This is a genomic window from Oceanicaulis sp. UBA6590 (assembly GCF_002433705.1).
Classification (GTDB): domain Bacteria; phylum Pseudomonadota; class Alphaproteobacteria; order Caulobacterales; family Maricaulaceae; genus Oceanicaulis.
Window position 1 is genome coordinate 76,547 of sequence record NZ_DJIQ01000002.1, and the last position, 20,989, is coordinate 97,535.

Below are 20,989 nucleotides of genomic sequence, written 5' to 3' on the forward strand. Positions count from 1 at the left end.
ATAGCGGTCCTCTCAAGCTTTTCAGGAGCAAGACAATGAGCATCGCACTTGTGACCGGCGGCAGCCGGGGGCTGGGCCGGGATATGGCGCTGAAACTGGCGCAATCGGGTCACGACGTTCTTCTGACCTATGTCAGCAATCCGGAAGCCGCAGAGGCCGTGGTCGCCGAGATCGCAGGCCTGGGCCAGCGTGCACACGCCCTTCGACTGGATGTGGCGAAGGCGGAGGACTTTCCGGCCTTCTTCGAGACGGTTCGCGCAGCCCTGCGTTCGGAGTTCGACGCCGAGCGCTTTGACTATCTCGTCAACAATGCCGGGATCGGTCTGCACAGACCCTTCGAGGAAACCAGTGTTGAAGATTTTGATCTGATGATGAACGTGCATCTGAAATCGACCTTCTTCCTGACCCAGGGCGCGCTGGAGCTCCTCAATAATGGCGGCGGGGTGGTCAATGTCTCAAGCGGGCTGGCCCGGTTCAGCTTCCCGGGCGCGGCTGCGTACGCCACGATGAAGGGCGGAGTCGAGGTGCTGACCCGCTACATGGCGCAGACCCTGGGTGCGCGCGGTATTCGCGTGAATGTGCTGGCGCCGGGCGCCATCGCCACCGATTTCAATGGAGGGGTTGTGCGCGATACTCCGCAAATGCAAGACGCCATCGCCGAGCATACGGCGCTGGGCCGGGTGGGGCTGCCCGAGGATATAGGCGGCGTCGTAGCCTTTCTGTGTTCTGACGCGTCACGCTGGGTCACCGGCGTTCGGATCGAAGCGTCAGGCGGCATGTTGCTCTAGGCATGGGCGGGGGTATGGGGCGTCACGCGTCCCATAACCCTACTTTTCATACCCCTATAATCTGTAAGCGCGCCGGGGTCGCATCCCGGTGTGCGCGTCCAGCGTCTAGATAGATCGCCAACAAGAACAGACATTGGACGATCTGATGCGTTTCCTCCCCTATTGGATCGGCGGTTTCATGCTGCTGCCCTTCATGCTGTGGGCCGGGATGTTTCTGGCCTTTCCGGGCGACAAGCCCGGCATCACGGACTCCCCCCTCACCGCCGCACTGGTGGCGGTGTCCCTGCCGCTGGCGCTGTTTCACTACATCGCCGGGCTGGGTTTTGTGGCCAATTCCATGAGCGGGCAGGCCGGCGAAGTCCTGCCTGTCTGGGGACCGGCGCGCTGGGCGCAGCGGGCGATGGCGCCCCTGACCGTGGTGCTTTCGGTGCTGGCGGTGGTGTTCCTCACTCAGGCGGGCGAGGGCTGGCTGACCGCGCTGGCGGTGGGGCTGGGCGGTCTGGTGATGGCGGGCGTCATGGTCGCCGCGCGTCGTCCCACGCGCTCGGCGGTCCTGCATGTGCGCCCCGGCGAGTGGCTGGACAGCCTTGTGATGGCGCTCGGTCGCGGCCTGCTTTACGTGCCGGTGTTGGGCGGCCTGCTGCGTGAAGCCGGGCGCGACCCGCATCGCGGCGTGCCGATGCTGCTGCTGAATCTGGCGCTGCTGATGGGCGTTCTGGTCGCGCTGTTCGGGTTCTCCGTCCTGGTGATCCCGGCATTCCTGGCCCTGCCCTTTGTCTTCTACGTGCTGCTGGTCCTGGCGGCGGGCTAGGCCATGACAAAGCCCCGGCGCCTGAGGCGCCGGGGCTCATGCTCCGTCTGTCGGCGGATCAGTTGTCGTTCGAGGCGTCTTCCTCGCTCTCGGGTTCGCCATGGGTTTCAAACCATTGGCGCAGATAGAGCTGGGTCCGCATCATGTTGGACGGTTTGGACGTCGTGCCGTGATACTCGTCATTCATGGCGATGAGCATGGTGGGCACGCCGCGCCGACGCAGATTGGCGTAGAATTCCTCGGCCTGGGCCAGAGGCGTCCGCAAATCCTTCACGCCGGTCATCAACAGGGTCGGCGTCGTGACCTGATGGGCGTGCATGATCGGGGAGTGGTCCAGCCAGAGCTGGGGGTCTTCCCAATAGTGCGGACGGAAACGCTCGAACGCCCAGGCGGAAATGTCGGCCTGACCGGTGAAGGAGATCCAGTTCGTCACCGGGCAGAGCGAGGCCGCCGCGGCGAACCGGTCGGTCTGGGTCACGATCCAGGCGGTCAGCACGCCGCCGCCCGAACAGCCGGTCACATACATCCGGCTTTCATCCACGAAGCCGCGCTCCAGAACCGCATCCACGCCCGCCATCAGGTCGCCATAGTCGACCGGCCCGGGATAGGCGTTGTCGATGGCGTTGGCGAATTCGGGCGTATAGCCGGTCGAGCCGCGCGGATTGGTGTAGAGCACCACATAGCCGTTCGCGGCCCATTCCTGGAAGCGGTAGTTGAAATCCACACCATACATGGCGTGCGGACCGCCATGGATGTTCAGCACCATGGGATAGGTCTCGTTCGGATCGAAGTCCGGCGGGTAGATGATCCAGCCCTGGATCTGCTCGCCGTCAAAGGACGGGTACCAGATCTCCTCGATGTCGCCGAGCTCGACGCCGTCCAGGATGTCGCCATTGAGATCGGTCAGGAGGCGGATGTCGCCGCGCCGGTCGATCAGGGCCACATTCGGCGTGGACTGCGGCGCGGAGTGCACGGCGGCGGCGACGCCATCCTCGCTGATGGAGGAGACATAGAGCCGGTGCATGCCTTCGGTGATCTGGCGGTCAGAGCCGCCCGTGGTGATGTAGTGCAGGTCCGTCGAGCCATGATAGTTCATGGTGTAGTACAGGCCGCGGCTATCGTCTGACCAGGTGGGGTTGCCCACCCCGTCCGGCAGATCGGCGCGCAGGACGCGCTTGTCCGAGCCATCGAGATCCATCCGCATCAGATGACTGGCGGGATAATTGACCTCGGAGGCGGCGTGACCGCTATAGACCACATAGCGCCCATTGGGCGAGACGCGCGGATTGGCCCAGTTGCCGTCGCCATCGGTCAGGGTGGTGATATCGCCGCTGGCCAGGACCACCCGATGAATATCGGACTGACGCGACGCCGCTTCGTCCTCGGGGTCCAGAATGCCGTCGAAGACAAGGCTGGCGCTGTCCGGCGTCCAGTCAAAGGAGCCCGCGCCGACGCCTGAAAACTTCGAGGTGGCGTCCCAGTCTCCGGCCGTGATCTGGCGAGGCGTGCCGCCTTCGGCGGACACCACGAACAGATGGTCATACCCGCTTTTCAGACCCTGACGATCGATGCGGTAATTCATCCGGTCGGTGACCAGCGGATCGGCCGTCCATTGCGCGCCCTCGGGGCGGGCCGGCAGGGAGATCTGCATCGCCGGTTCTAGCGGGGTCTCCGCCAGGAACGCGATGGACTCCCCGTCCGGCGACCAGCGGAACTGCTTGATCGTCAGCTGTTCATGGGTGATCTGGGATTCCGCGCCTTCCGCATCCATCCAGCGCACGAAGAGCTGGGTGTGCCCGTCCACGCCGCGAATGAAGGCCAGACGACGTCCGTCCGGAGACCATTGCGCGCTTGAGCCGCGCGTGAGGAAGCGGTGGCGTTCCCCGTCGCTGTCCATCGCCCACAATTCGCTGGCGAAGCCGTCATTGACGGCGTCCACGCGGGTGCGCGTGTAGACGATGTCCTCCCCGTCGGGTGCGATTTGCGGACTGCCCGCCTGCTCCCAGTCGAAATAATGCTCGAGCTGAAGCGTGTCGGGTCGTTCCTGAGCGGAAGCGAGCGACACGCCAGCCACAGCCAGCCCGAAGGCGGCGAGTAATGCTTTCATGAGTGTTCCCCTTGCATGCGAGGCGCTTCTTGTGGCGCTGACGCAAGCCTATGGGTCGCAAGGCAGGCAGGCAAGTTGAGGTTAATAACCCCCGGCCAGGATCAGGGCGCCGGGGCGTCTTCATCGGGCGCCGTGTTCAGGTAGAGCGACAGATAGGCTTCGAGCGCCTTCACAAGTTCGGCGAACATTTCGCTCAGGGCCTTGGGGTCGCGCATCTGGGCGCAGCGCGTTTCGATCGACATGAAGATCTCGACCGTGAACCTCGCCACCAGATCGGGATCGCCGCCAGAAAAGCCATCCTGGCCCTGGCGCCAGCGCGCGCTGAGCATGTCGGCCACATGACCGATCATCACCGCCTTGGCGTCCCGCAATTCCTGGCTGGTCTGCATCACCAGGAGGAGTTTCCAGTAGCCCGGATTCTCCATCAGGAAGAGATGCAGGCGGGTGATGATCGTGCCGGTCACCTCGCGCCAGTCATCCCAGCCGGGTTGGGAATTGGCGAGACACTCCTCGATGACCGCAATGATCTCCTCGTTCAGGTCCTCGAACAGATAGGCGAACACCGCCGACACATTCTTGAAGTAGCGATAGACCGAACTCACCGGAACGCCGGCGCGATCCGCAATCAGGTTGGTGGTGATGGCTTCGGCGTCCATCTCCTCCACCAGCTTTTCAGCGGCGTTCAGAATGGCGTCCAGACGCTGGCGAGCCCGGCGTTGTTGCGGCTTGTCGCGCAGGCGTGATTGCCGGGGCAGGGCGTCATTGGCGGGTGTTCCGGGCACAGGGCGATCCTTGGTTCTACAGGCTCTAACTAGTGTGGCTTGATCCAATTTGCAAAATGAGAATAGTATTCTGTTTCTAAAACCGGGATGAGGGAATACCCCACCGGTCTCTGGGGGAGAGGAACACCATGAAACAGGCGCTCTTTATCGGCGTATCCGCAGGCGTGATGGCTCTGGCCGCACCGCTTGCGCCGGCGACGGCTCAGGAAGGCGTGTCCAATACAGGCGTGGACACGATCACGGTCACCGCCCAGCGACGGACGCAAAGCATCCAGGACGTGCCGCTGGCCCTCGAGGTGGTGACGGCGGACAATATCGATGCGATCGCCGCGACCAGCCTCAGCGATCTCGACCAATTCGTGCCGGGGCTTGATGTCAGCGGCGGCAGTCCGACCCAGCCGCGATTTTCCATCCGTGGCGTGTCCACCTCCGATTTCGGCGTGGGCACCGACCCGGCGGTCGGGGTGTATGTGGACGGCATCTACGCCGCCCGTTCGGGCGCGTCCCTGCTGGCGTTCAACGATGTCAGCCGCGTCGAGGTGATCAAGGGCCCGCAAGGCACGCTGTTCGGTCGCAACTCGGCGGCGGGCGCCATTTCGGTGACGTCCAATGACCCCAATGTGGAAGAGGTGGAGGCCGAGCTCGGCCTGCGCCTGGGTGAGAACAATCTGCGCCGGTTCGAGGGTTTGCTGAACATTCCCTTCGCCGAGACGTTCGCCCTGCGACTGAACATGGTGGTGAACCAGCGCGACGGCCTGCTGACGGATGCTGCAACCGGCGAGGATTACGACCGTCAGGATAATTGGGCGGTGCGCGGCGCGATCGGCTGGGAGCCGACGGCGCTCACCGATGTGGTCTTCCGCTACACCCGGGAGAAGCTCGATGAGGACGCGCGTCCGGCCATCGGCATCACGCCTCTGCCCGCCGCGCCGGCGCGGCCCGGCGTGCCGGTGGACCCGTCAACGCTTCTCAATCCGTTCGACACGCCCGTCACCAATGACGTGACGTCCAATCTGGAAGCGCGGGACCTGGATGAGGCGTCCCTGCACATCACCCATGACTTCGGTGCGTTCACCCTGCAGTCGATCTCGGCCTTCCGGTATTTTGAAACCTCGAACCGTCAGGACGAGGACGGCACCAACCGGATCGAGCTCTATTTCGACACCAACAATATCGAGCAGAACCAGAGCTGGTATCAGGAGTTCCGGCTGTCCGGCGCCAATGATCGCTTCGACTGGGTCGCCGGGATCAGCTATTATGACGAGAACGCCACCCAGACGAGCGAGACCGACGCCTTCACGGACTCCATCGAGACCGTGTTGTTCAATCTGGGAGCGGGCACGCCCTTCACCGATCTGCAATATGGTCTGCTGATCCCTTACAATCTGCCCCAGCGTCTTCTTGGTCTGAGCTGGGACGAGTCCATGTACAATCGCGGCGATTTCTCCGCGTTTGCCGCCTTTGCGGACGTGGAGTGGCGCATCACCGACCGGTTCTCGCTGATCGGCGGCGCGCGCTATACTCGTGACGAGAAAACCTTCAGCTGGCTCAACGGCCCGCGCGTCGCGCCGGAACTGGATCAGGCCCTGGCCGAACTGGACGCCCTGGGCGTTCTGGCGCTGGCGGGCGTCAGCCCTGCCGATTTCGGCTTTGACGTGGTGTTCGACCTTTCCAGTGCGGCGGGCCTCGCCTGTGACAATGGCGTCACCGTCGCGGAGGGCGTCGTCTGCGAACGGTCAGACAGCTGGAATGATATCAGCCCGCGTCTGGTGGCGAACTTCCGGGCGATGGACAACCTGCTGCTCTTCGCGTCCTACACACAGGGCTACAAGGCGGGCGGATACAATTCGGTCGAAGTGGGCTCACGTTTCGAGAACGAGGATGTGGACAATTTCGAAGCCGGCCTGAAATGGACCGCGCCGGACAATTCCATGCGGGTCGCCGCCTCGATCTTCCACTATCTGTACAAGGACAAACAGGCCGTGCGCCTGGTCAACAATGTGGGCGGTTCCGGCGTGCCGCAATATGTGGTCGAGACGTCTGACGAGACCGGGACCGGCGTGGACTTCCAGGTGGACTGGGCGCCGCTGGCCGGGTTCGAGGCCTATCTGAACCTGCAGTATATCGATGTGACCTTTGACGAGCGGATCACCCGTTCAGGCGTCGACCTGTCCGGTCAGCCCACAGGCACGCCGGAATGGTCCATCTCGACCGGCGCCAGCCAGACCTGGGCGATGCCGAACGGATCCGAGGTCGAGCTCCTGGGCGCTTACGCCTATACCAGCGAACGCCGGTGCAATACCGAAAGCCGCCAGCAGCTCGGTTGCGCCGTCATTGGCGGCGTGCAGAACGGCGAGGCCACGCAGCGTCTGGACCTCCGGGCGTATTGGCGTGACGCCAATGATCGGCTCCAGCTTGGCGCCTACGTCAATAACGTCTTTGATGAGCAATATATCGACGGCGTGGGCACGCTGACGGCGGACACTTTCGGAACCGTGCACGCCCAGATCACTCCGCCGCGCATGTGGGGTGTGGACCTGCGGGTCCGGTACTGAATTCCGGGGAGGATGAACCAATGAAGACCATCAAGACCGCCCTTGTGGGCGCCAGCCTGCTCACCCTCGCGGCATGCGGGGCTCCGGAAGAGAGCCGTGATGTCTCCGGATTTGACCGGGCGTATCAGAACACCCTGATGAACGCCTTGCTGGATGCCCAGCCGGGCGATGTGATCGAGATTCCCGAGGGGGAGTTCATCATTGAACGCGGCCTGTCCCTCACGGTGGACAATGTCACCATACGCGGCGCGGGCATGCATCACACCGTATTGTCCTTCGCCGAACAGCGCCAGGGGGCGGAAGGCCTTCTGGTGTCGGGCGTGGAGGGTTTCACGCTCGAGAATCTCGCTTTCGAGGATACGGTAGGAGATTCCGTGAAAATCTCGGACTCCACCGATGTGGTGATCCGCAATGTGCGCGTTGAGTGGACCAATGGTCCGTCTACGGATAACGGGGCCTATGGCCTCTATCCGGTCCAGTCCACCAATGTGCTGATCGATGGCGCGGTGGCGATCGGCGCCTCGGACGCCGGCATCTATGTCGGCCAGTCGGAAAACGTCATCGTCCGGAACTCCCGCGCCGAATACAATGTGGCGGGGATCGAGATCGAGAACTGCAACAATGCCGACGTTTACGGCAATACCGCCATCAACAACACCGGCGGCATCCTGATCTTCAACATGCCCAACCTGCCCCGTCCGGGCGCCGGAACCCGGGTCTTCGACAATGATGTGTTCGAGAACAACACCAGTAATTTCGGCCATGCCGGGACGCCGGTCGCCAGCGTGCCGGCCGGTTCGGGCATTCTGATCAACTCCAATGACGATGTGGAGATCTTCAACAACCGGCTGAGCGATAACCGCACCGCCCACGTGATCATCTCTTCCCTGTACACGTCAGGTTATGAGGATCTGGGCGTGACCGAGGGCTTCGATCCCTATCCGGAAGCCATCTACATCCATGACAACATCTATTCCGGCGGCGGCGGCAATCCGGATGGTCTGGAGCTCCAGGCCCTGCGCGTGGCGCTCTTCGGCCCGACCGGGCGTCTGCCGGGCGTGCTCTGGGACGGCTATGTGGATGAAGAGAAGATGATCGACGGCTCCCTGCCGGATGATCTGCGTCTGTGCGTGACCGACGCCCAGGTCGTCAATGCGGACGCGCCCAACGGCTTCTCCAGCCCGCATGTGGCGGACTCGGCGCTGTTTGACTGCACTCTCGAGCCGCGTCCGGCGGTGGAGCTGGACCTGTGATCCGCAGCCTGCTCGCGAGCCTGTGCCTGTTATGCCTCCTGTGCGCCTGCGCACAGGAGGCGCCGCCCGAACCGCCGACGCCGACCTTTGTTCCTGACGGGCGGCCCGAAGCGCTGTCAGACTGGGGCCAGCTTGCCGTCGGCGGCGGAACGCTGGTTCTGGGCGAGGCGGTGACGCCGTATCATCTGGCGACGGCGCTTTTCACCGATTACGCCCAGAAGCTGCGCACGGTCTGGATTCCGGCTGACGCCGGTCCCGCCGGCTATGACCCCGAGGGCGCGTTCGACTTTCCGGTCGGGACGGTGATCACCAAGACCTTTTACTATCCCCGCGCCGGCGGCGGTTTCGAACGCGTCCTGAAGTCGAATGACGGCATGGCGCATTACGCGGATCGACAGATCGATCTGGACGCCGTGCGCCTGATCGAGACACGGGTGCTCGTTCATCGCGAAACTGGCTGGGAAACCCTGCCCTATGTCTGGAATGCCGAGCAGACCGAGGCCTATCTCACCCGCGCAGGAGCCTTTGTGGATCTGACCCTGGTCTCGGACGCCGGGGAGGAGGCGCTGGGCTATATGGTGCCCAATGTGAACCAGTGCGCCGGCTGTCACGAGACCGACACCACGGACGGGATCGGCGCCCGCCCCATTGGCCCGCGCGCGCGACACATGAACACCGATTTTGAGTATTTCGACGGTGTGGCGAACCAGATCGATCACTGGTCCGAACAGGGCCTGTTGCGCGGCGCTCCCCCCGCACAGGCGGCGCCCCGCAACGCATCCTGGCACGGGGAGCCGCCCCTGATCGGCGCAGCGCTTGATGCGGCTGCGCGCGCCTATCTCGACATCAACTGCTCGCATTGCCATTCGCGAACGGGACCGGCGGACACCTCCGGCCTGTATCTGGAAGCGGATGAACCCGTGGGGCCGCATCTGGGCGTGTGCAAGCTGCCGATCGCAGCCGGGCGCGGCACGGGTGACCGTCGCTATGACATCGTTCCCGGGGCGTCAGAGGAATCCATTCTGACCCACAGGCTCGCCAGCGTGCAGTCCGATGTGATGATGCCCGAACTGGGGCGCGCCCTTGATCATGAGGAAGGGGTGGCGCTCATCGCCGCCTGGATTGATGCGATGAGCGGCGGTTGCGGTTAAACCGTCATGGTTTAGCGCTTGGCGGACGGGACAGGTTTGGGCACACTGCGGCCTCTCAGTCCTGTCCCGCTGCCGGAGCCCTCCATGTTCGTTCGCTCGATTTCCGCCTGCGCTCTCGCCAGCATCGCCCTGACCGCCTGCGCGACGTCCCAACCGGTGTGTCGTCCGGCGGATCCGATGGAGCGGGCGGCGTTCGGCGCGGTGGTCGCCCATGACCAGGCGCGCCTGGCGCAACTGATGGCCCAGGGTCCGACGGCTGACGAGGTCCGGGCTCTGGATCCGCGGATCGAGGCGCAGGTCTTCGGCCAGCGCATGGGGGACACGGCCGTGCGCACTGTCCTGATGCAACCGCCCCTGTGCGTGGTGGACGGCGCCGCCAGTAATGGCGCCCGGATCAGCTATGTCTTCCCGCAAGCCCGGTTCGACGCCTTGCAGAATCCTGATCTGGAAGGGCTGGAACGTGGACGGCCCGGCCAGGACCACATCGCCTGCCGCTATGAGGAGACGGCGGAAGGCTGGCGCCTGTCGGATGCATGCCTGAGCACCTTCGCGCCGCCGCCGTCTGCAAGCTGAGCCCACGCGACCTTTCGCCGTCTGGGCGCATTGCGACGAGGGTTTACACTGGCTCATCCAACCTGATGGGAGGACGAGCATATGCCATTTCGCAAAGGTCCGCTCTGGGTCGTCGCCTTCGACGGCGGCCAGGCGAAAATCTTCCTCAAGAGCGGGGCGCTGACCGCCCCCGCGCTGGACCTGCTCAAGACGTTCGAGATCGACAACCCGCCCGATCATGAGCAGAGCCGTGACGCCGAGGGGCGTTTCGCGGACGGGGCGGGGCGCAAGGGCGGGCGCGGACTGCCCGCCGGCGTGGCCGTGGGCGCGTCCAGGGTTGAAGGCCAGGATGCGCACGAGCAGGCCGAGACCCGGTTCATTGCAGAGTTGATCGCTCATCTCAACGCCAGGGCGGACGCGGATGCGTTCGCCGAGCTGGTCGTGCTGGGCGCGCCTCAGGCGCTGGGCGTGGCGCGACCATTGATGAGTTCTGAGCTGAGTTCGCGCGTTCGGGTCGAGGCCGCCAAGGATGTGGTTGGGGCGACGCCCGAGGACATCGCCTTGCATGTCGGCCAGCTGCTGCGGCCGGATTAACGCGACCCGGCCGGCGTGGCTGTCACGTCCCGCCATTCCATCTCGAGGAACGAGCCAGCCCCGGGCGAATTGTCTGTTCGCGTCCCCAGTTCGCGGAAGCCGAGACGCGTGTAGAGCTGGCGCGCCGGGTTCATGGGATGGACCTGCAAGGTCACGGGCATGCGCTGGGCGGCCGCCTGGGCGCACAGGCTGCGGATCAGGATCTCGCCGATCCTCTTGCCGCGATAGGGCGGCAGGATATTGATGTCGAGCAAGCGGATTTCATGGTCGCGGAAGTCGGCGTACAGGCGTCCGATCGGCTGCCCGCACCACTCGATCACTGCGTAATGGGCCAGCGTGAAGGCATTGAAATAGACGTCGTGCTGGGCGCTGTACTGCTGCTGGTAGATCGTCTCGATCAGCGCATCGTCCACCTGACCCTTGAGCGCCTGGAATTCCCAGGCGCGGCCGGCGTCATGGACGGATTTGAGAAACGCCTCGTCCCGGGCGGAGGCTGGCCGCAAATGCAGGTCCAGCGGGTTCACATCGGCGGAATTGGCGGGTCGGGCGTGAGTCTGGATCATGCGTCAGTACCGGTCAGCGGTCAGTCAGGGACAAGCTTTCGCCCCGGGCCGCAAGGCCCGGGGCGAAAGGCGTCTTAGTTGAAAACGATTTCGAATTGCGCGCCCTTGGGGGACGCAATCCGGTGCACCATCAGCTCATGTTCGCCGATCGCGTCATGCTGGACCGGGACCACATCCGCCAGTTTCAGGGCTTCGGGACCTGAGAAGATCAGGCTGAACGGAGCGCGAAAATCAGGATGGGGCGCGTCGCGGGTGTCGATTTCCTTCAGAACCAGGGTGTGATTGTGAGCCAGGGTGAAGTTCTGGCCGACCAGCGGTTTGAAATCGTCAACGGTCAGGTTTTCAATGGGTTTCATGGCTTGGACCTCCTCGCGCCTAGGACCGGCTCGGATAAATGCCGTACATGCAGATCTGATAGTTCAATGCCTGATAGGGCGATTGAACGAAGAGCGACTGGCCGCCGCCGGTGTTGTAGGTGGTGCCGGAGACCGACACGGGCTGGCCTGGAATCGGAATCGGACCCATGCTGCCCGGCGGGGTGGAAAGCGTTGTTGAATAGGGCCGCACCGAGCCGCTCGTGACGCCAAGATATGCGCCATCCGGATCCGAACCGATCGCTGCGTCAGAGGAAACCGGCAATTCCGTCGTGGTGGGCTGGGTTGAACCGACCACGCTGAAGGTGTGGCTGTGCGGCGGCAGGTTCACATTGGTGATGGTGGAGTATTCAACCCCGCCCATCTGCCCAAGGCTCATGGGATTGAGGCCCGGGCCATTGCCCCAGCCAGCCGGAGACCGGCCCCGCAGATCCGGCAGTCCGAACGTGCTGGTCGCGTTGCCGCCGAAATTGTCGCCCAGCAGCGAGAACAGCGCACTGTACTGCCCCACCGAGAGCAAACCGCCCCAGCAGGCGCCCCAGTTGCGAATGACGAAATTGCACCCGAATGGGGTGATCATGGACATGAATGCTTCCATCTGTCCCTCCCTGTTATCAATGATGGGGAGAGTGACAGACAGATTTTCGCCCGCAACAAGAATTTCCCCCTTTTGGGGAAATTCTTGTCAGATAATATCGTGTTGCGGGTGCGAAGCTCAGGCGGCGCTGTCGAGATCGGTGCGGAACTTTCCAAGCTCCTGGGAGAGGTGTCGCGCCGCGGTCCGCAATCCTTCCGCCGCTTCATCGAACTGACCGGCAGCCTGGGTGGCGCGTTCCGCCGCGCCCGTCACGGCCGTCACCTCATTGCTGACGCGACTGGTGGACTGGGCGGCGTCGGCCGCCAGACGGGCGATCTCGTCGGTCGCGCTGGATTGCTGGCTGAAGGCGTCACGCGCGCTGGAGGACGCATTGCGGATCTCGCCAATGGTGGAGCCGATCTGGGTCAGCGCCGAGCTGGCTGCATCGGCGGCCTCACGCATGGCGTTGATCTTCTTGTGAATGTCCTCGGTGGCCTTGCCGGTCTGGTTGGCGAGCTCCTTGACCTCGCTGGCGACGACGGCGAAGCCCTTGCCGGCTTCGCCAGCGCGGGCGGCCTCGATGGTGGCGTTCAGCGCCAGAAGGTTGGTCTGCTCGGCGATATCACTCACCAGCTTGGCGATGTCCTCGATCTCGCGGGCCGCTTCATGAAGCTCCTTCATGGAGCCGTCTGCCCGGCCGGCTTCTGATTCCGCGCGAACGGAAATCTCGTCGGCGGTCGTCAGGGTGCGAGTCACCTCGGCAATGGAGGCGGCGAGCTCCTGCGCGGCAGAGGCCACAGCCTCCACATGGCCGCTGGTCTGATAGGCCTGATCAGAAGCCGATCCTGCACTGGCCGCGGTGGCGTTGGAATCCGTGCGCAGCTGGTCAGCCAGCGCGCCCAGCTCCGAGGAGGCGTTCTGCAAGCGATCCAGAACGCTCGCGACGGTCTGTTCAAAGGCGTTGGCGATGCCGGAGATGGTCTGGCGCGACTGCTCGATCTCGGCCTGACGTTCCTTGTCGGCGTCAAACAGCTGGCGCGCCTGGATGTTGGCGGCTTCGGCTTCCGTGACCGCCTGATCGGCGTCAGTCAGCGCCTTGGAGACCGCCTGGGCCAGCCACAGCAGAACGGCCGTCTCCGCGATGACGACAACGGCGTGGAACAACACGCGCAGTATGTCTCCTCCGCCCGGGAAGACTGCGGAGGGCAGGATGAAGTTCAGACCCAGATGGTGAACCGCGGTGACCCCTGCGGCCGCCACCAGCGCCCGCCAGTCGCACATGAGCGTGACCATCGCCAGCGCGGCGAAGAAGGTCATGTGCATGTCGATCTGCCAGGCCTGGCCGCCCATCATGTAGGTGAGCATGGCGGGAAACCCGACCATGCCGGCGCCGACGACCATGCGGCTGGAGGCCTGGCGCGGCGCAGTCTTCCACACAAAGGCGGACATCCCTGCGATCAGGCCCAGCATGACAGCGCCAAATATGGCCTTCCCGGGGTCCAGGAAGACGGCCTTCAACAGATAGAGCGGGATGGCGGCGAACTGGATGCCGACCAGGACCATCATGGCTTTGGTCTGCAGTTGCTCGAGACGGGTCATGTCAGAGAATTCCCCCATTCTGGGATCCAAGTTCCGAGCAGCCGCCCAGAATGACCGGATCCGCAATGATCCAGGCCCCCGCAGCACGCAGTTCGGCGGGGCCTGACGCTGGCGTCATGTTCACGATGACCGCTCCGGGGACTGCGCCGAAGCGGACGAGTTCCGCGCCTGCGTCGGATATCCGGCGTAACTGGTCAGCGCGACTGAGTGACGGATTGAGTAAGACCGCCGCCTGGCCCTGTTCAGGCGCGGAGGCGATGGCGCCCGTAAAGGGCGCGCTGGTGATGAGCGCGACCATCAGGCCGAGACAGATCTGGGGCGGTGACAGGCGCATTCCACTCATTCCCATGCATAATAACATTCAGGAATGACTGAAGAAGATTAACCCAGTATTGAGCTATTTGCGTCTCAACCCCAGGGCCCGCCATAGTTCCCGCCAGAAGATGCGTCTTTGCCGCCAGCCTCGCTCCAGGGGCCCAGATCGCCCCAGGGACCGGAGGCGGAGCCCGGCGCAGCGCCGCCCATCCGACGCAGGCGCGCAATGCGATTCGCGGTCGCCGGATGAGTGGAGAACAGATTGTCAGCGCCCTGCCCATTCAAGGGGTTGATGATAAACATGTGCGCTGTGGCCGGATTGCGCTCGGCCGCAACATTCATCGTGCGCCGCGCGCCGCGTTCGATCTTCTCGAGCGCCGAGGCCAGCCAGAGCGGATCACCGCAAATCTCGGCGCCGCCCTTGTCTGCGTCATATTCACGCGCCCGCGAAATCGCCATCTGGACCAGACCGGCCGCCATGGGCGCCAGGATTGCGAGCGCCAGCGCGCCCAGAAAACCGCCGCGATCACGACCGCGGCCAAAGAACAGCGCGAAGTTCGCCAGAAATCCGATGGCGCCCGCCAGGGTCGCCGTCACCGTCATGGTCAGCGTGTCGCGGTGGCGGATATGCGCCAGCTCATGGGCCATCACGCCCATCACTTCCTGCCGGTTCAGCGTTGCCAGAAGCCCGGTCGTCGCCGCCACGGCCGCGTTGTTGGGGTCGCGGCCTGTGGCGAAGGCGTTGGGCTGGTCGCTCTCGATCACATAGACCCGCGGATAGGGCATGCCCGCGCGTTCGGCCATGCCGACCGTGTCGGACGCGAACTGGCGAAGCGCCGGATTGCGCTCCTCGGGCGTGATCTCGCGCGCGCCATGCATGCGCAGCACCATCTTGTCCGCATTCCAGTAGGCGAACAGGTTCATGCCGCCTGCGATCACCAGTGCGATCAGCGCGCCGCCGCTCCCGCCGATCAGATAGCCCACGGCCATGAACAGGCCGGTCAGAGCGGCGAGCAGAATGAAAGTGCGAAGCGTGTTTGCGGTCATTGATGCGGTCACCTGTCTTGGCGGAGCGCGCTCCGCGACTTAGGTAAATGGGCGCGAGACAAAAGGACCGCAAGTGATGAGCGATGCACAAACGCCTGAACCGGACGAGCCCCGCAAACCCCTGAGCGAGGCGGCGAAACGCGCCCTGGCCGAAGCCGAAGAGCGCCGCCGGCAGGCGGAGGCCGACGCTGAACGGGAAAAGGAGCTGGGCGGCCCCAAAGGCCCTGAACCCACCCGCTTTGGCGATTGGGAGAAGAAGGGCATCACCTACGATTTCTAGCCGCGCCTGTCCTGACTTCAGTCTCTTCGGGACTGTGCTATATTGAAACGATGATAACCCTGCTCGCCTTCACCCTGATCACGGTCGAGCCCGCCCAATTGCTGGGCGGCCCGGAGGATGTGCGCGAACAACAGCCTCAGGGCGTCATCGTCTATGAAGAGCAGGCTTATCGCGCCGAAGGGTCTGATGAGCGGTATCGTCATGAGCGGTCCCGCTTTGGCGGATACGCCGACGCCGTGACCGCTGCGCCCCGCAGACCCGTGCAGGCCGGCGACCCCGTACAGCTGGATGAGGCCTTCTTTCAGGGCCCGCTCACAGGCGGCGTCGGCGGCGAACCGCCGCGCCTGATCGTGGTCCGTCATTCCGGACATCAATATTACCGCTGGCGGTAGGATGTGAGCGCAGGCGACGGCCTGATGCGCCAATGTCGCTTTTCCGAATCTGATAATTTTCCTATAATCGCGGCATGATCGGAATTATCGCCAGTATCGCGAGCGCTTTCGTCTCAACACACCTACAGGCTGCAGACCGGATCGCCGGGCCTGTCGCTGCGGATGTGGTCGAGGTGATCGACGGCGACACGATCGCCGTGCGCGCACATATCTGGCCGGGGCATATCGTGGAGACGCGAGTACGGCTCGACCGCGTGGACACACCCGAAACCCGGCGCCCCGATTGTGAGGCCGAGCGCGAGGCGGGCCATCGCGCGACCGCGTTCACCCGTGACTGGCTGGCTCAGCATCCGTCTGTGACCCTGCATCAGGTGCGGCTGGGCAGTTTTGCGGGTCGGGTGATCGCGGACATGCAGGATGAGCAAAGCCATCAAAGCCTGTCGGACGCGCTGCTGGAGGCCGGACTCGCCACACGCTATGGCGAGGACGGACTCTGGTGCCAGAACTCGTCTGTCAGTGGGCCGACGCCGTCGCGTCCACGCTAGGCGCAGGGGCCCGGTTCCAGGCGCGCTCGTGCAGGGTGTAGGCGACCGTCTGCACGGCCGGTTCGATGAGGCCGATCGCCAGCGCCGCCGTCCAGCTGCCCGTCAGAACGAAGGCGACGCTGATCGCGACCACCAGGTGCATAAGCCCATAGGTGACAGGCTTGAGCGCACGCAGCGGCATGAAGACCGGAAAATCTAACAGCAGGCCCTTGCGGGGGATGGCGTTCAGGATGACGGACATCGGGGCTTCCTCATGCGAACCATTCGCAAAAGAAAGATAGGAAACCTACGTCCATTTGTCACATGAATGCTTCTGATCGTTTCTATCGAGAACGCCTATGGATTAGCCGGGCGTGGATTGCACCGATCCGCCTTCGCTGAGCGCCAGCACTTCGCCTGCCAGATAAAGCGAGCCGCAGATCACCACGCGCGCGCCGGGATAATCGCTGATGGCGTCGCGGACGGCTTCGATCACGTCCGAGGCGGTCTGGGCGGGCAGGCCCGCCATGCGGGCGGCTTCGGCCACTTCGCCCGGCGTCTGCGCGCCCTCGCGTCCACCCTGAAAATCAATGGCGATGACGCGGGCGGCGAGGCCTTCGAAATACGCAAGGAAGCCCTGCGCATCCTTGTTGTTGGAGAAGGCGCAGACCAGCACCAGCGGACGCTCGCGCCCCGCTTCCATCTCCCCAAGGCTGGCGGCGAGGGATTCCGCGGCGGAGAGGTTGTGCCCACCATCAAGCCAGAGCGCGCCTTCGCCCTCTGACACGATCTCGGCCAGCGGACCGTCGGTGAGCCGTTGCAGGCGCGCGGGCCAGCGGGCGGTTTCCAGCCCGGCGCTGACCGCTTGCTGGCTGTAGCCGCAGGCGCGCGCCGCAGCGGCGGCGACCCCGGCATTGATGATCTGGTGTGAGCCGGCGAGGCTGGGCGGGTTGAGATCCCACAACTCGTCCTCGGCTTCAAACACCAGCCGTCCATGTTCGGTATAGGCGCGGAAATCCTGCCCCCAGATCGAGACGGGCGCGGCCATCGCCTCGGCGGCGGCGCGGATCATGTGTTCGGCTTCCAGGGTTTGCGGGCCAACGATGACCGGAACATGACGCTTGATGATCCCGGCCTTCTCGGCCGCGATCAACTCGATGCTGTCGCCCAGAAACGCCTGATGATCGAGGCTGACCGGGGTGATCACCGTGCATTGGGGTTTGGGCAGCACATTGGTGGCGTCCACGCGCCCGCCCAGACCGACCTCCAGGATCAGCCGGTCCGCCGGGACTTCGGAGAAGAGGAGAAAGGCCGCCGCCGTGGTGATCTCGAAGAACGTGATCTCATGATCGCCATTCGCCGCCTCGCACCGTGCAAAGGCGTCTTCCAGCCGGGCGTCATCAACGATCTCACCGGCCAGCACGATGCGCTCGTTAAAACGCACCAGATGCGGGGAGGTGTAGACATGGCAACGTTCGCCCGCTGCTTCCGAAATCGCCTTGAGAAAGGCGCAGGTCGAGCCCTTGCCATTGGTTCCAGCCACATGAATGACGGGTGGCAAGCGGTCTTGCGGGCGGCCGAGCGCTTCAAGCAAGCGCTCGATCCGGCCCAGCGACAGGTCGATCTTCTTGGGGTGCAGGCGCGAGAGGCGTTGCAGCGCCGCCTCGATGGTTTCAGCGGTCGCCACGATGCCGTCTCCGCTCTCTAGGTGCGCGCCGGAGTGTTGTCCGCAGCGGCCGGGCGCTTGAGCATGGTCCGCATCAGATTGCCCAGCACCTTGCGAAGCTCGTGGCGGTGCACGACCTTGTCCACCATGCCCTTGTCCAGAAGGTATTCCGAGCGCTGGAAGCCTTCGGGCAGCTTTTCGCGAATGGTCTGCTCGATCACGCGCGGACCGGCGAAACCGATCAGCGCGCCGGGCTCGGCCAGATGCACATCGCCCAGCATGGCGTAGGATGCGGTGACGCCGCCCGTGGTCGGGTCGGTCAGCACGACGATATAGGGCAGCTTGGCGTCTTTGAGCATTTCAACGCCCAGCGTGGTGCGCGGCATTTGCATCAGCGACAGGGCGCCTTCCTGCATGCGCGCGCCGCCGGCGGCGGTAAAGACGATCAGCGGCGTGCGACGCTCCACAGCGGTTTCACAGGCCTTGAGGAAGCCCTCGCCTGCGCCCATGCCCAGCGAACCGCCCATGAAGGAGAAGTCCTGCACGAGAACGGTCGTCTCGATATTCTTGATCGAACCCACGCCGATCGCCATCGCGTCCTCGCGCCCGGTCTTCTTGCGGGCAGCGGCGATGCGGCTGGTATAGGGCTTGTCGTCGCGGAATTTCAGCGGGTCCTTGGCGACCTCGGGCAGGGCCACTTCGGTATAATCGCCATCAAACGTGTACTTGAAGCGCAGGGCCGGACCGATGCGCATATGGTGGCCGGCTGGCGTGACATGCTGGGACGCTTCAAGGTCCTTGTTGAAGACCATCTCGCCCGAAATCGGACACTTCACCCAGAGATTTTCCGGGGTGTCGCGTTTTTCGAACATTTTCTGGACGCCCGGCGGGGTCAGTCTTTGAAGCCAGCTCATATCGCGTCACACCTCTTCAAACGTTTCTTCTGCGCCCGGTGGGGCCGCCTCCGCTAGCGCGCGGAATGGGCGGCGTCCGCCAGCGTGCCGGCGAGATGCAAGGCCTGGTCCACACCCTTTGTCGCCAGCTCTTCCACAATCGCAGAGCCCACGACGACGGCGTCAGCCACCTTGCCGATCTCTGCAGCGCGCTCCGGCGTCTTGACGCCAAAGCCCACCGCCACCGGCAGACCGGAAGCCGCACGCACGCGTGCAACCGCCGCTTCGATATCCCCGGTCGCGCCTGATCCAGCGCCGGTCACGCCCGTTGTGGATACGTAATAAACAAAACCGGACGTGTGCGCGACCACTTGCGGCAGACGCTTGTCGTCAGTGGTTGGCGCGGCGAGGCGCACGAAGGACAGACCGTTGGCGTCCAGCGCGGAGCGGAACTCGGTGTCTTCCTCGGGCGGAATGTCCACGCAGATCACCCCGTCCGCGCCCGCCGCCGCCGCGTCGGCGGCAAACGTTTCAAAGCCATAGGCGAAGAACGGGTTGGCATAGCCCATCAGTACGACGGGGGTGTCCTTGTGGGTCTCGCGGAAGCGTTTGACGAGCGCCAGCACACCGCGAAGCGTCATGCCGCCGTCGAGCGCGCGGATCGCGGCGCGCTGGATGGTCGGGCCGTCCGCCATGGGATCGGTGAAGGGCACGCCAAGTTCCAGCACGTCCGCGCCCTTGTCGGCGAGGCCCTGCATCATCTTGAGCGTGGTGTCCGCATCGGGATCACCCGCCATGACATAGGCGACAAAGCCAGCGCGGTTGGCGGATTTCAAGGCGGCGAAGGTGGGGGCGAGGCGGGTCATGAGCAGGCGTCCAGGTTTTCACGGCGCGTCATAATGATGAGCACATCCGTGTTTTCACTCATAGTATCAAGAGGCTCTTCGTCCGCATAATTCGTCATCGATCCTATCACTAGGTCTCTTACGCACGAGTCGTCGCGGATGGGTTCTGCGAAGGACATGTATCCGATAGCACTGAAGTGAGTGTGACCAACAACAGTGAAATGTTGCTCCAAGGTCTCTCCTATTTGAGGCAAGTTTGAAGTCGGATACTCCAGACACACCAGAGCATATTCTCGAAGGTCATCCAAAATGCGCGCTTGAGTGTACCCTTCAGACTCCAACCTAACTTCGCATTCGTGCTGAACTACAGCCCCTTCAATCTCGTTGAGCTTAAAGATATCGACGAGTTGAGAGTTCGATGTCAGTTGGAGAGCGACAAGGGTAACGAGCGTCAGGAAGTTCACAGCTCCACACCAAGCGCTTCGGCGACGGAGAATACGTCCTTGTCGCCGCGGCCGCACATATTCATCAGGATAACGCCGTCCTTGCCCAGCTCTTTCGCCAGGTCGCGCACGCGGGCGAGGGCGTGGGCGGGTTCAAGGGCGGGGATGATGCCCTCTTTCTGCGAGCAGAGCTGGAACATCTCCAGCGCTTCAGCGTCGGTGGCCGAGCGGTATTCCGCGCGTCCCACATCATGCAGGAAGGCGTGTTCGGGGCCGATGCCGGGGTAATCCAGACCGGCGGAGATGGAATGGCCTTCGGTGATCTGGCCGTCCTCGTCCTGCAAGAGATAGGTCTTGTTGCCGTGAAGAATGCCCGGCCGACCGCCATTGAGGCTGGCGGCATGGTCGGGCGTGTCCAGGCCCTTGCCCGCCGCTTCCACGCCGATCAGGCGCACGCCTTCGTCTTCCAGGAAGGGATGGAACAGGCCCATGGCGTTCGAGCCGCCGCCAATGCAAGCGACCGCCGCGTCGGGCAGGCGCCCGATCCGCTCAAGCATCTGTTCACGCGCCTCGCGCCCGATGACGGACTGGAAATCGCGCACCATGGCCGGATAGGGGTGCGGGCCCGCCACCGTGCCGATCACGTAGAAGGTCTCGTCAGGATAAGTCACCCAGTCGCGCAGCGCCTCGTTCATGGCGTCTTTCAGCGTGCCGCGACCGGAGGTGACGGCATGGATCTTCGCGCCCAGAAGGTTCATGCGGAAGACGTTGGGCTTCTGGCGCTTCACATCGGTCGCGCCCATGAACACTTCGCAGGGCAGACCAAAGCGCGCCGCCACGGTGGCCGTCGCCACGCCATGCTGGCCGGCGCCGGTTTC

General features: G+C 64.0%; 23 protein-coding genes. 10 read left to right on the forward strand and 13 right to left on the reverse strand.

Translation table 11 applies throughout. The features are described from left to right. Window positions 1–35 precede the first annotated feature (35 nt). On the forward strand, window positions 36–788 hold the full coding sequence (locus tag B2Z70_RS00620) for an SDR family NAD(P)-dependent oxidoreductase (protein ID WP_292979939.1): 753 nt from the start codon (window positions 36–38) through the stop codon (window positions 786–788). A 145-nt stretch (window positions 789–933) separates the two neighbouring features. Then, entirely contained in the window at window positions 934–1,599 is a 666-nt protein-coding gene (locus tag B2Z70_RS00625) for a hypothetical protein (protein ID WP_292979941.1), read from the forward strand. Between the two features lie 58 nt (window positions 1,600–1,657). Here B2Z70_RS00625 and B2Z70_RS00630 read toward each other — a convergent pair whose 3' ends face one another. Beyond that, a complete protein-coding gene (locus B2Z70_RS00630) occupies window positions 1,658–3,706 on the reverse strand; it encodes a S9 family peptidase (RefSeq protein ID WP_009802546.1) in 2,049 nt (682 codons plus the stop codon). Between the two features lie 101 nt (window positions 3,707–3,807). After that, entirely contained in the window at window positions 3,808–4,488 is a 681-nt protein-coding gene (locus B2Z70_RS00635; protein WP_009802547.1) for a TetR/AcrR family transcriptional regulator, read from the reverse strand. 128 nt (window positions 4,489–4,616) lie between these two features. On the opposite strand from B2Z70_RS00635, the gene B2Z70_RS00640 reads away from it, so the two are divergent. The 5 genes from B2Z70_RS00640 (at window position 4,617) to B2Z70_RS00660 (ending at window position 10,593) form a co-directional block, all read left to right on the forward strand. Continuing rightward, entirely contained in the window at window positions 4,617–7,043 is a 2,427-nt protein-coding gene (locus tag B2Z70_RS00640) for a TonB-dependent receptor (RefSeq protein ID WP_292979945.1), read from the forward strand. A 20-nt stretch (window positions 7,044–7,063) separates the two neighbouring features. Then, window positions 7,064–8,296 (forward strand): parallel beta-helix domain-containing protein, encoded by a 1,233-nt coding sequence (locus B2Z70_RS00645; RefSeq protein WP_292979947.1) that lies wholly within the window; start codon window positions 7,064–7,066, stop codon window positions 8,294–8,296. Further along, on the forward strand, window positions 8,293–9,447 hold the full coding sequence (locus tag B2Z70_RS00650; protein WP_292979949.1) for an SO2930 family diheme c-type cytochrome: 1,155 nt from the start codon (window positions 8,293–8,295) through the stop codon (window positions 9,445–9,447). The genes B2Z70_RS00645 and B2Z70_RS00650 overlap by 4 nt, the downstream gene beginning before the upstream one ends. Window positions 9,448–9,531: 84 nt before the next feature. Continuing rightward, the gene (locus B2Z70_RS00655; RefSeq protein WP_009802551.1) at window positions 9,532–10,020 is read left to right on the forward strand and encodes a hypothetical protein; all 489 of its coding nucleotides are present in this window, start codon (window positions 9,532–9,534) and stop codon (window positions 10,018–10,020) included. Window positions 10,021–10,101: 81 nt separating this feature from the next. Next, window positions 10,102–10,593 carry a baeRF12 domain-containing protein gene (locus tag B2Z70_RS00660; protein WP_292979951.1) on the forward strand — a complete coding sequence of 164 codons (492 nt, stop codon included), beginning with the start codon at window positions 10,102–10,104 and terminating at the stop codon, window positions 10,591–10,593. On the opposite strand, the gene B2Z70_RS00665 is transcribed toward B2Z70_RS00660, so the two are convergent. The 6 genes from B2Z70_RS00665 to htpX form a co-directional block, all read right to left on the reverse strand. Then, entirely contained in the window at window positions 10,590–11,156 is a 567-nt protein-coding gene (locus B2Z70_RS00665; protein ID WP_009802553.1) for a GNAT family N-acetyltransferase, read from the reverse strand. The two genes, B2Z70_RS00660 and B2Z70_RS00665, sit on opposite strands and share 4 nt — an antisense overlap. Window positions 11,157–11,230: 74 nt before the next feature. Then, complete coding sequence (locus B2Z70_RS00670; RefSeq protein ID WP_292979954.1) at window positions 11,231–11,512, reverse strand: DUF6916 family protein; 282 nt, start codon at window positions 11,510–11,512, stop codon at window positions 11,231–11,233. Between the two features lie 19 nt (window positions 11,513–11,531). Continuing rightward, window positions 11,532–12,128 carry a phage tail protein gene (locus tag B2Z70_RS00675; RefSeq protein WP_009802555.1) on the reverse strand — a complete coding sequence of 199 codons (597 nt, stop codon included), beginning with the start codon at window positions 12,126–12,128 and terminating at the stop codon, window positions 11,532–11,534. A 117-nt stretch (window positions 12,129–12,245) separates the two neighbouring features. Beyond that, the gene (locus B2Z70_RS00680) at window positions 12,246–13,724 is read right to left on the reverse strand and encodes a methyl-accepting chemotaxis protein (RefSeq protein ID WP_009802556.1); all 1,479 of its coding nucleotides are present in this window, start codon (window positions 13,722–13,724) and stop codon (window positions 12,246–12,248) included. Beyond that, the gene (locus B2Z70_RS00685) at window positions 13,708–14,040 is read right to left on the reverse strand and encodes a hypothetical protein (RefSeq protein WP_009802557.1); all 333 of its coding nucleotides are present in this window, start codon (window positions 14,038–14,040) and stop codon (window positions 13,708–13,710) included. The genes B2Z70_RS00680 and B2Z70_RS00685 overlap by 17 nt, the downstream gene beginning before the upstream one ends. 74 nt (window positions 14,041–14,114) lie before the next feature. Next, window positions 14,115–15,068 carry a zinc metalloprotease HtpX gene (gene htpX, locus B2Z70_RS00690; protein WP_292979959.1) on the reverse strand — a complete coding sequence of 318 codons (954 nt, stop codon included), beginning with the start codon at window positions 15,066–15,068 and terminating at the stop codon, window positions 14,115–14,117. A 76-nt stretch (window positions 15,069–15,144) separates the two neighbouring features. On the opposite strand from htpX, the gene B2Z70_RS00695 reads away from it, so the two are divergent. The 3 genes from B2Z70_RS00695 to B2Z70_RS00705 all read left to right on the forward strand — a co-directional run bounded on the left by B2Z70_RS00695 (window position 15,145) and on the right by B2Z70_RS00705 (window position 16,285). Next, window positions 15,145–15,348, forward strand: coding sequence for a DUF1674 domain-containing protein (locus B2Z70_RS00695; protein WP_009802559.1), 204 nt, complete (start codon window positions 15,145–15,147; stop codon window positions 15,346–15,348). A gap of 50 nt (window positions 15,349–15,398) precedes the next feature. Then, window positions 15,399–15,740, forward strand: a complete 342-nt coding sequence (locus tag B2Z70_RS00700; RefSeq protein WP_292979962.1) for a hypothetical protein — start codon at window positions 15,399–15,401, stop codon at window positions 15,738–15,740. A gap of 74 nt (window positions 15,741–15,814) precedes the next feature. Beyond that, window positions 15,815–16,285, forward strand: a complete 471-nt coding sequence (locus B2Z70_RS00705; protein ID WP_292979964.1) for a thermonuclease family protein — start codon at window positions 15,815–15,817, stop codon at window positions 16,283–16,285. On the opposite strand, the gene B2Z70_RS00710 is transcribed toward B2Z70_RS00705, so the two are convergent. From B2Z70_RS00710 to trpB, 5 genes are all read right to left on the reverse strand, one after another. After that, window positions 16,254–16,526, reverse strand: coding sequence for a DUF2061 domain-containing protein (locus B2Z70_RS00710; RefSeq protein ID WP_292979966.1), 273 nt, complete (start codon window positions 16,524–16,526; stop codon window positions 16,254–16,256). The genes B2Z70_RS00705 and B2Z70_RS00710 overlap by 32 nt on opposite strands. A gap of 102 nt (window positions 16,527–16,628) precedes the next feature. Continuing rightward, window positions 16,629–17,951 carry a bifunctional folylpolyglutamate synthase/dihydrofolate synthase gene (locus tag B2Z70_RS00715; RefSeq protein WP_292979968.1) on the reverse strand — a complete coding sequence of 441 codons (1,323 nt, stop codon included), beginning with the start codon at window positions 17,949–17,951 and terminating at the stop codon, window positions 16,629–16,631. Between the two features lie 17 nt (window positions 17,952–17,968). Beyond that, window positions 17,969–18,844 (reverse strand): acetyl-CoA carboxylase, carboxyltransferase subunit beta, encoded by an 876-nt coding sequence (gene accD, locus B2Z70_RS00720; protein ID WP_009802564.1) that lies wholly within the window; start codon window positions 18,842–18,844, stop codon window positions 17,969–17,971. 53 nt (window positions 18,845–18,897) lie between these two features. Next, window positions 18,898–19,695, reverse strand: coding sequence for a tryptophan synthase subunit alpha (gene trpA, locus B2Z70_RS00725; RefSeq protein WP_414690858.1), 798 nt, complete (start codon window positions 19,693–19,695; stop codon window positions 18,898–18,900). Window positions 19,696–20,128: 433 nt separating this feature from the next. After that, window positions 20,129–20,989: tryptophan synthase subunit beta (trpB, locus tag B2Z70_RS00730; protein WP_292979973.1), on the reverse strand; the 861-nt coding region annotated here is incomplete at its 5' end.

What these genes read in the sequence shown, in the direction of transcription:
- B2Z70_RS00660 (WP_292979951.1), top strand. Translation starts at nt 10,102, where the DNA reads ATGCCATTTCGCAAAGGTCCGCTCTGGGTCGTCGCCTTCGACGGCGGC.
- B2Z70_RS00675 (WP_009802555.1), bottom strand. Translation starts at nt 12,128, where the DNA reads ATGGAAGCATTCATGTCCATGATCACCCCATTCGGGTGCAATTTCGTC.
- B2Z70_RS00685 (WP_009802557.1), bottom strand. Translation starts at nt 14,040, where the DNA reads ATGCGCCTGTCACCGCCCCAGATCTGTCTCGGCCTGATGGTCGCGCTC.
- B2Z70_RS00680 (WP_009802556.1), bottom strand. Translation starts at nt 13,724, where the DNA reads ATGGGGGAATTCTCTGACATGACCCGTCTCGAGCAACTGCAGACCAAA.
- B2Z70_RS00705 (WP_292979964.1), top strand. Translation starts at nt 15,815, where the DNA reads ATGATCGGAATTATCGCCAGTATCGCGAGCGCTTTCGTCTCAACACAC.
- accD (WP_009802564.1), bottom strand. Translation starts at nt 18,844, where the DNA reads ATGAGCTGGCTTCAAAGACTGACCCCGCCGGGCGTCCAGAAAATGTTC.
- B2Z70_RS00695 (WP_009802559.1), top strand. Translation starts at nt 15,145, where the DNA reads ATGAGCGATGCACAAACGCCTGAACCGGACGAGCCCCGCAAACCCCTG.
- B2Z70_RS00620 (WP_292979939.1), top strand. Translation starts at nt 36, where the DNA reads ATGAGCATCGCACTTGTGACCGGCGGCAGCCGGGGGCTGGGCCGGGAT.
- B2Z70_RS00700 (WP_292979962.1), top strand. Translation starts at nt 15,399, where the DNA reads ATGATAACCCTGCTCGCCTTCACCCTGATCACGGTCGAGCCCGCCCAA.
- B2Z70_RS00665 (WP_009802553.1), bottom strand. Translation starts at nt 11,156, where the DNA reads ATGATCCAGACTCACGCCCGACCCGCCAATTCCGCCGATGTGAACCCG.
- B2Z70_RS00710 (WP_292979966.1), bottom strand. Translation starts at nt 16,526, where the DNA reads ATGTCCGTCATCCTGAACGCCATCCCCCGCAAGGGCCTGCTGTTAGAT.
- B2Z70_RS00625 (WP_292979941.1), top strand. Translation starts at nt 934, where the DNA reads ATGCGTTTCCTCCCCTATTGGATCGGCGGTTTCATGCTGCTGCCCTTC.
- B2Z70_RS00640 (WP_292979945.1), top strand. Translation starts at nt 4,617, where the DNA reads ATGAAACAGGCGCTCTTTATCGGCGTATCCGCAGGCGTGATGGCTCTG.
- B2Z70_RS00655 (WP_009802551.1), top strand. Translation starts at nt 9,532, where the DNA reads ATGTTCGTTCGCTCGATTTCCGCCTGCGCTCTCGCCAGCATCGCCCTG.
- B2Z70_RS00645 (WP_292979947.1), top strand. Translation starts at nt 7,064, where the DNA reads ATGAAGACCATCAAGACCGCCCTTGTGGGCGCCAGCCTGCTCACCCTC.
- htpX (WP_292979959.1), bottom strand. Translation starts at nt 15,068, where the DNA reads ATGACCGCAAACACGCTTCGCACTTTCATTCTGCTCGCCGCTCTGACC.
- B2Z70_RS00670 (WP_292979954.1), bottom strand. Translation starts at nt 11,512, where the DNA reads ATGAAACCCATTGAAAACCTGACCGTTGACGATTTCAAACCGCTGGTC.
- B2Z70_RS00630 (WP_009802546.1), bottom strand. Translation starts at nt 3,706, where the DNA reads ATGAAAGCATTACTCGCCGCCTTCGGGCTGGCTGTGGCTGGCGTGTCG.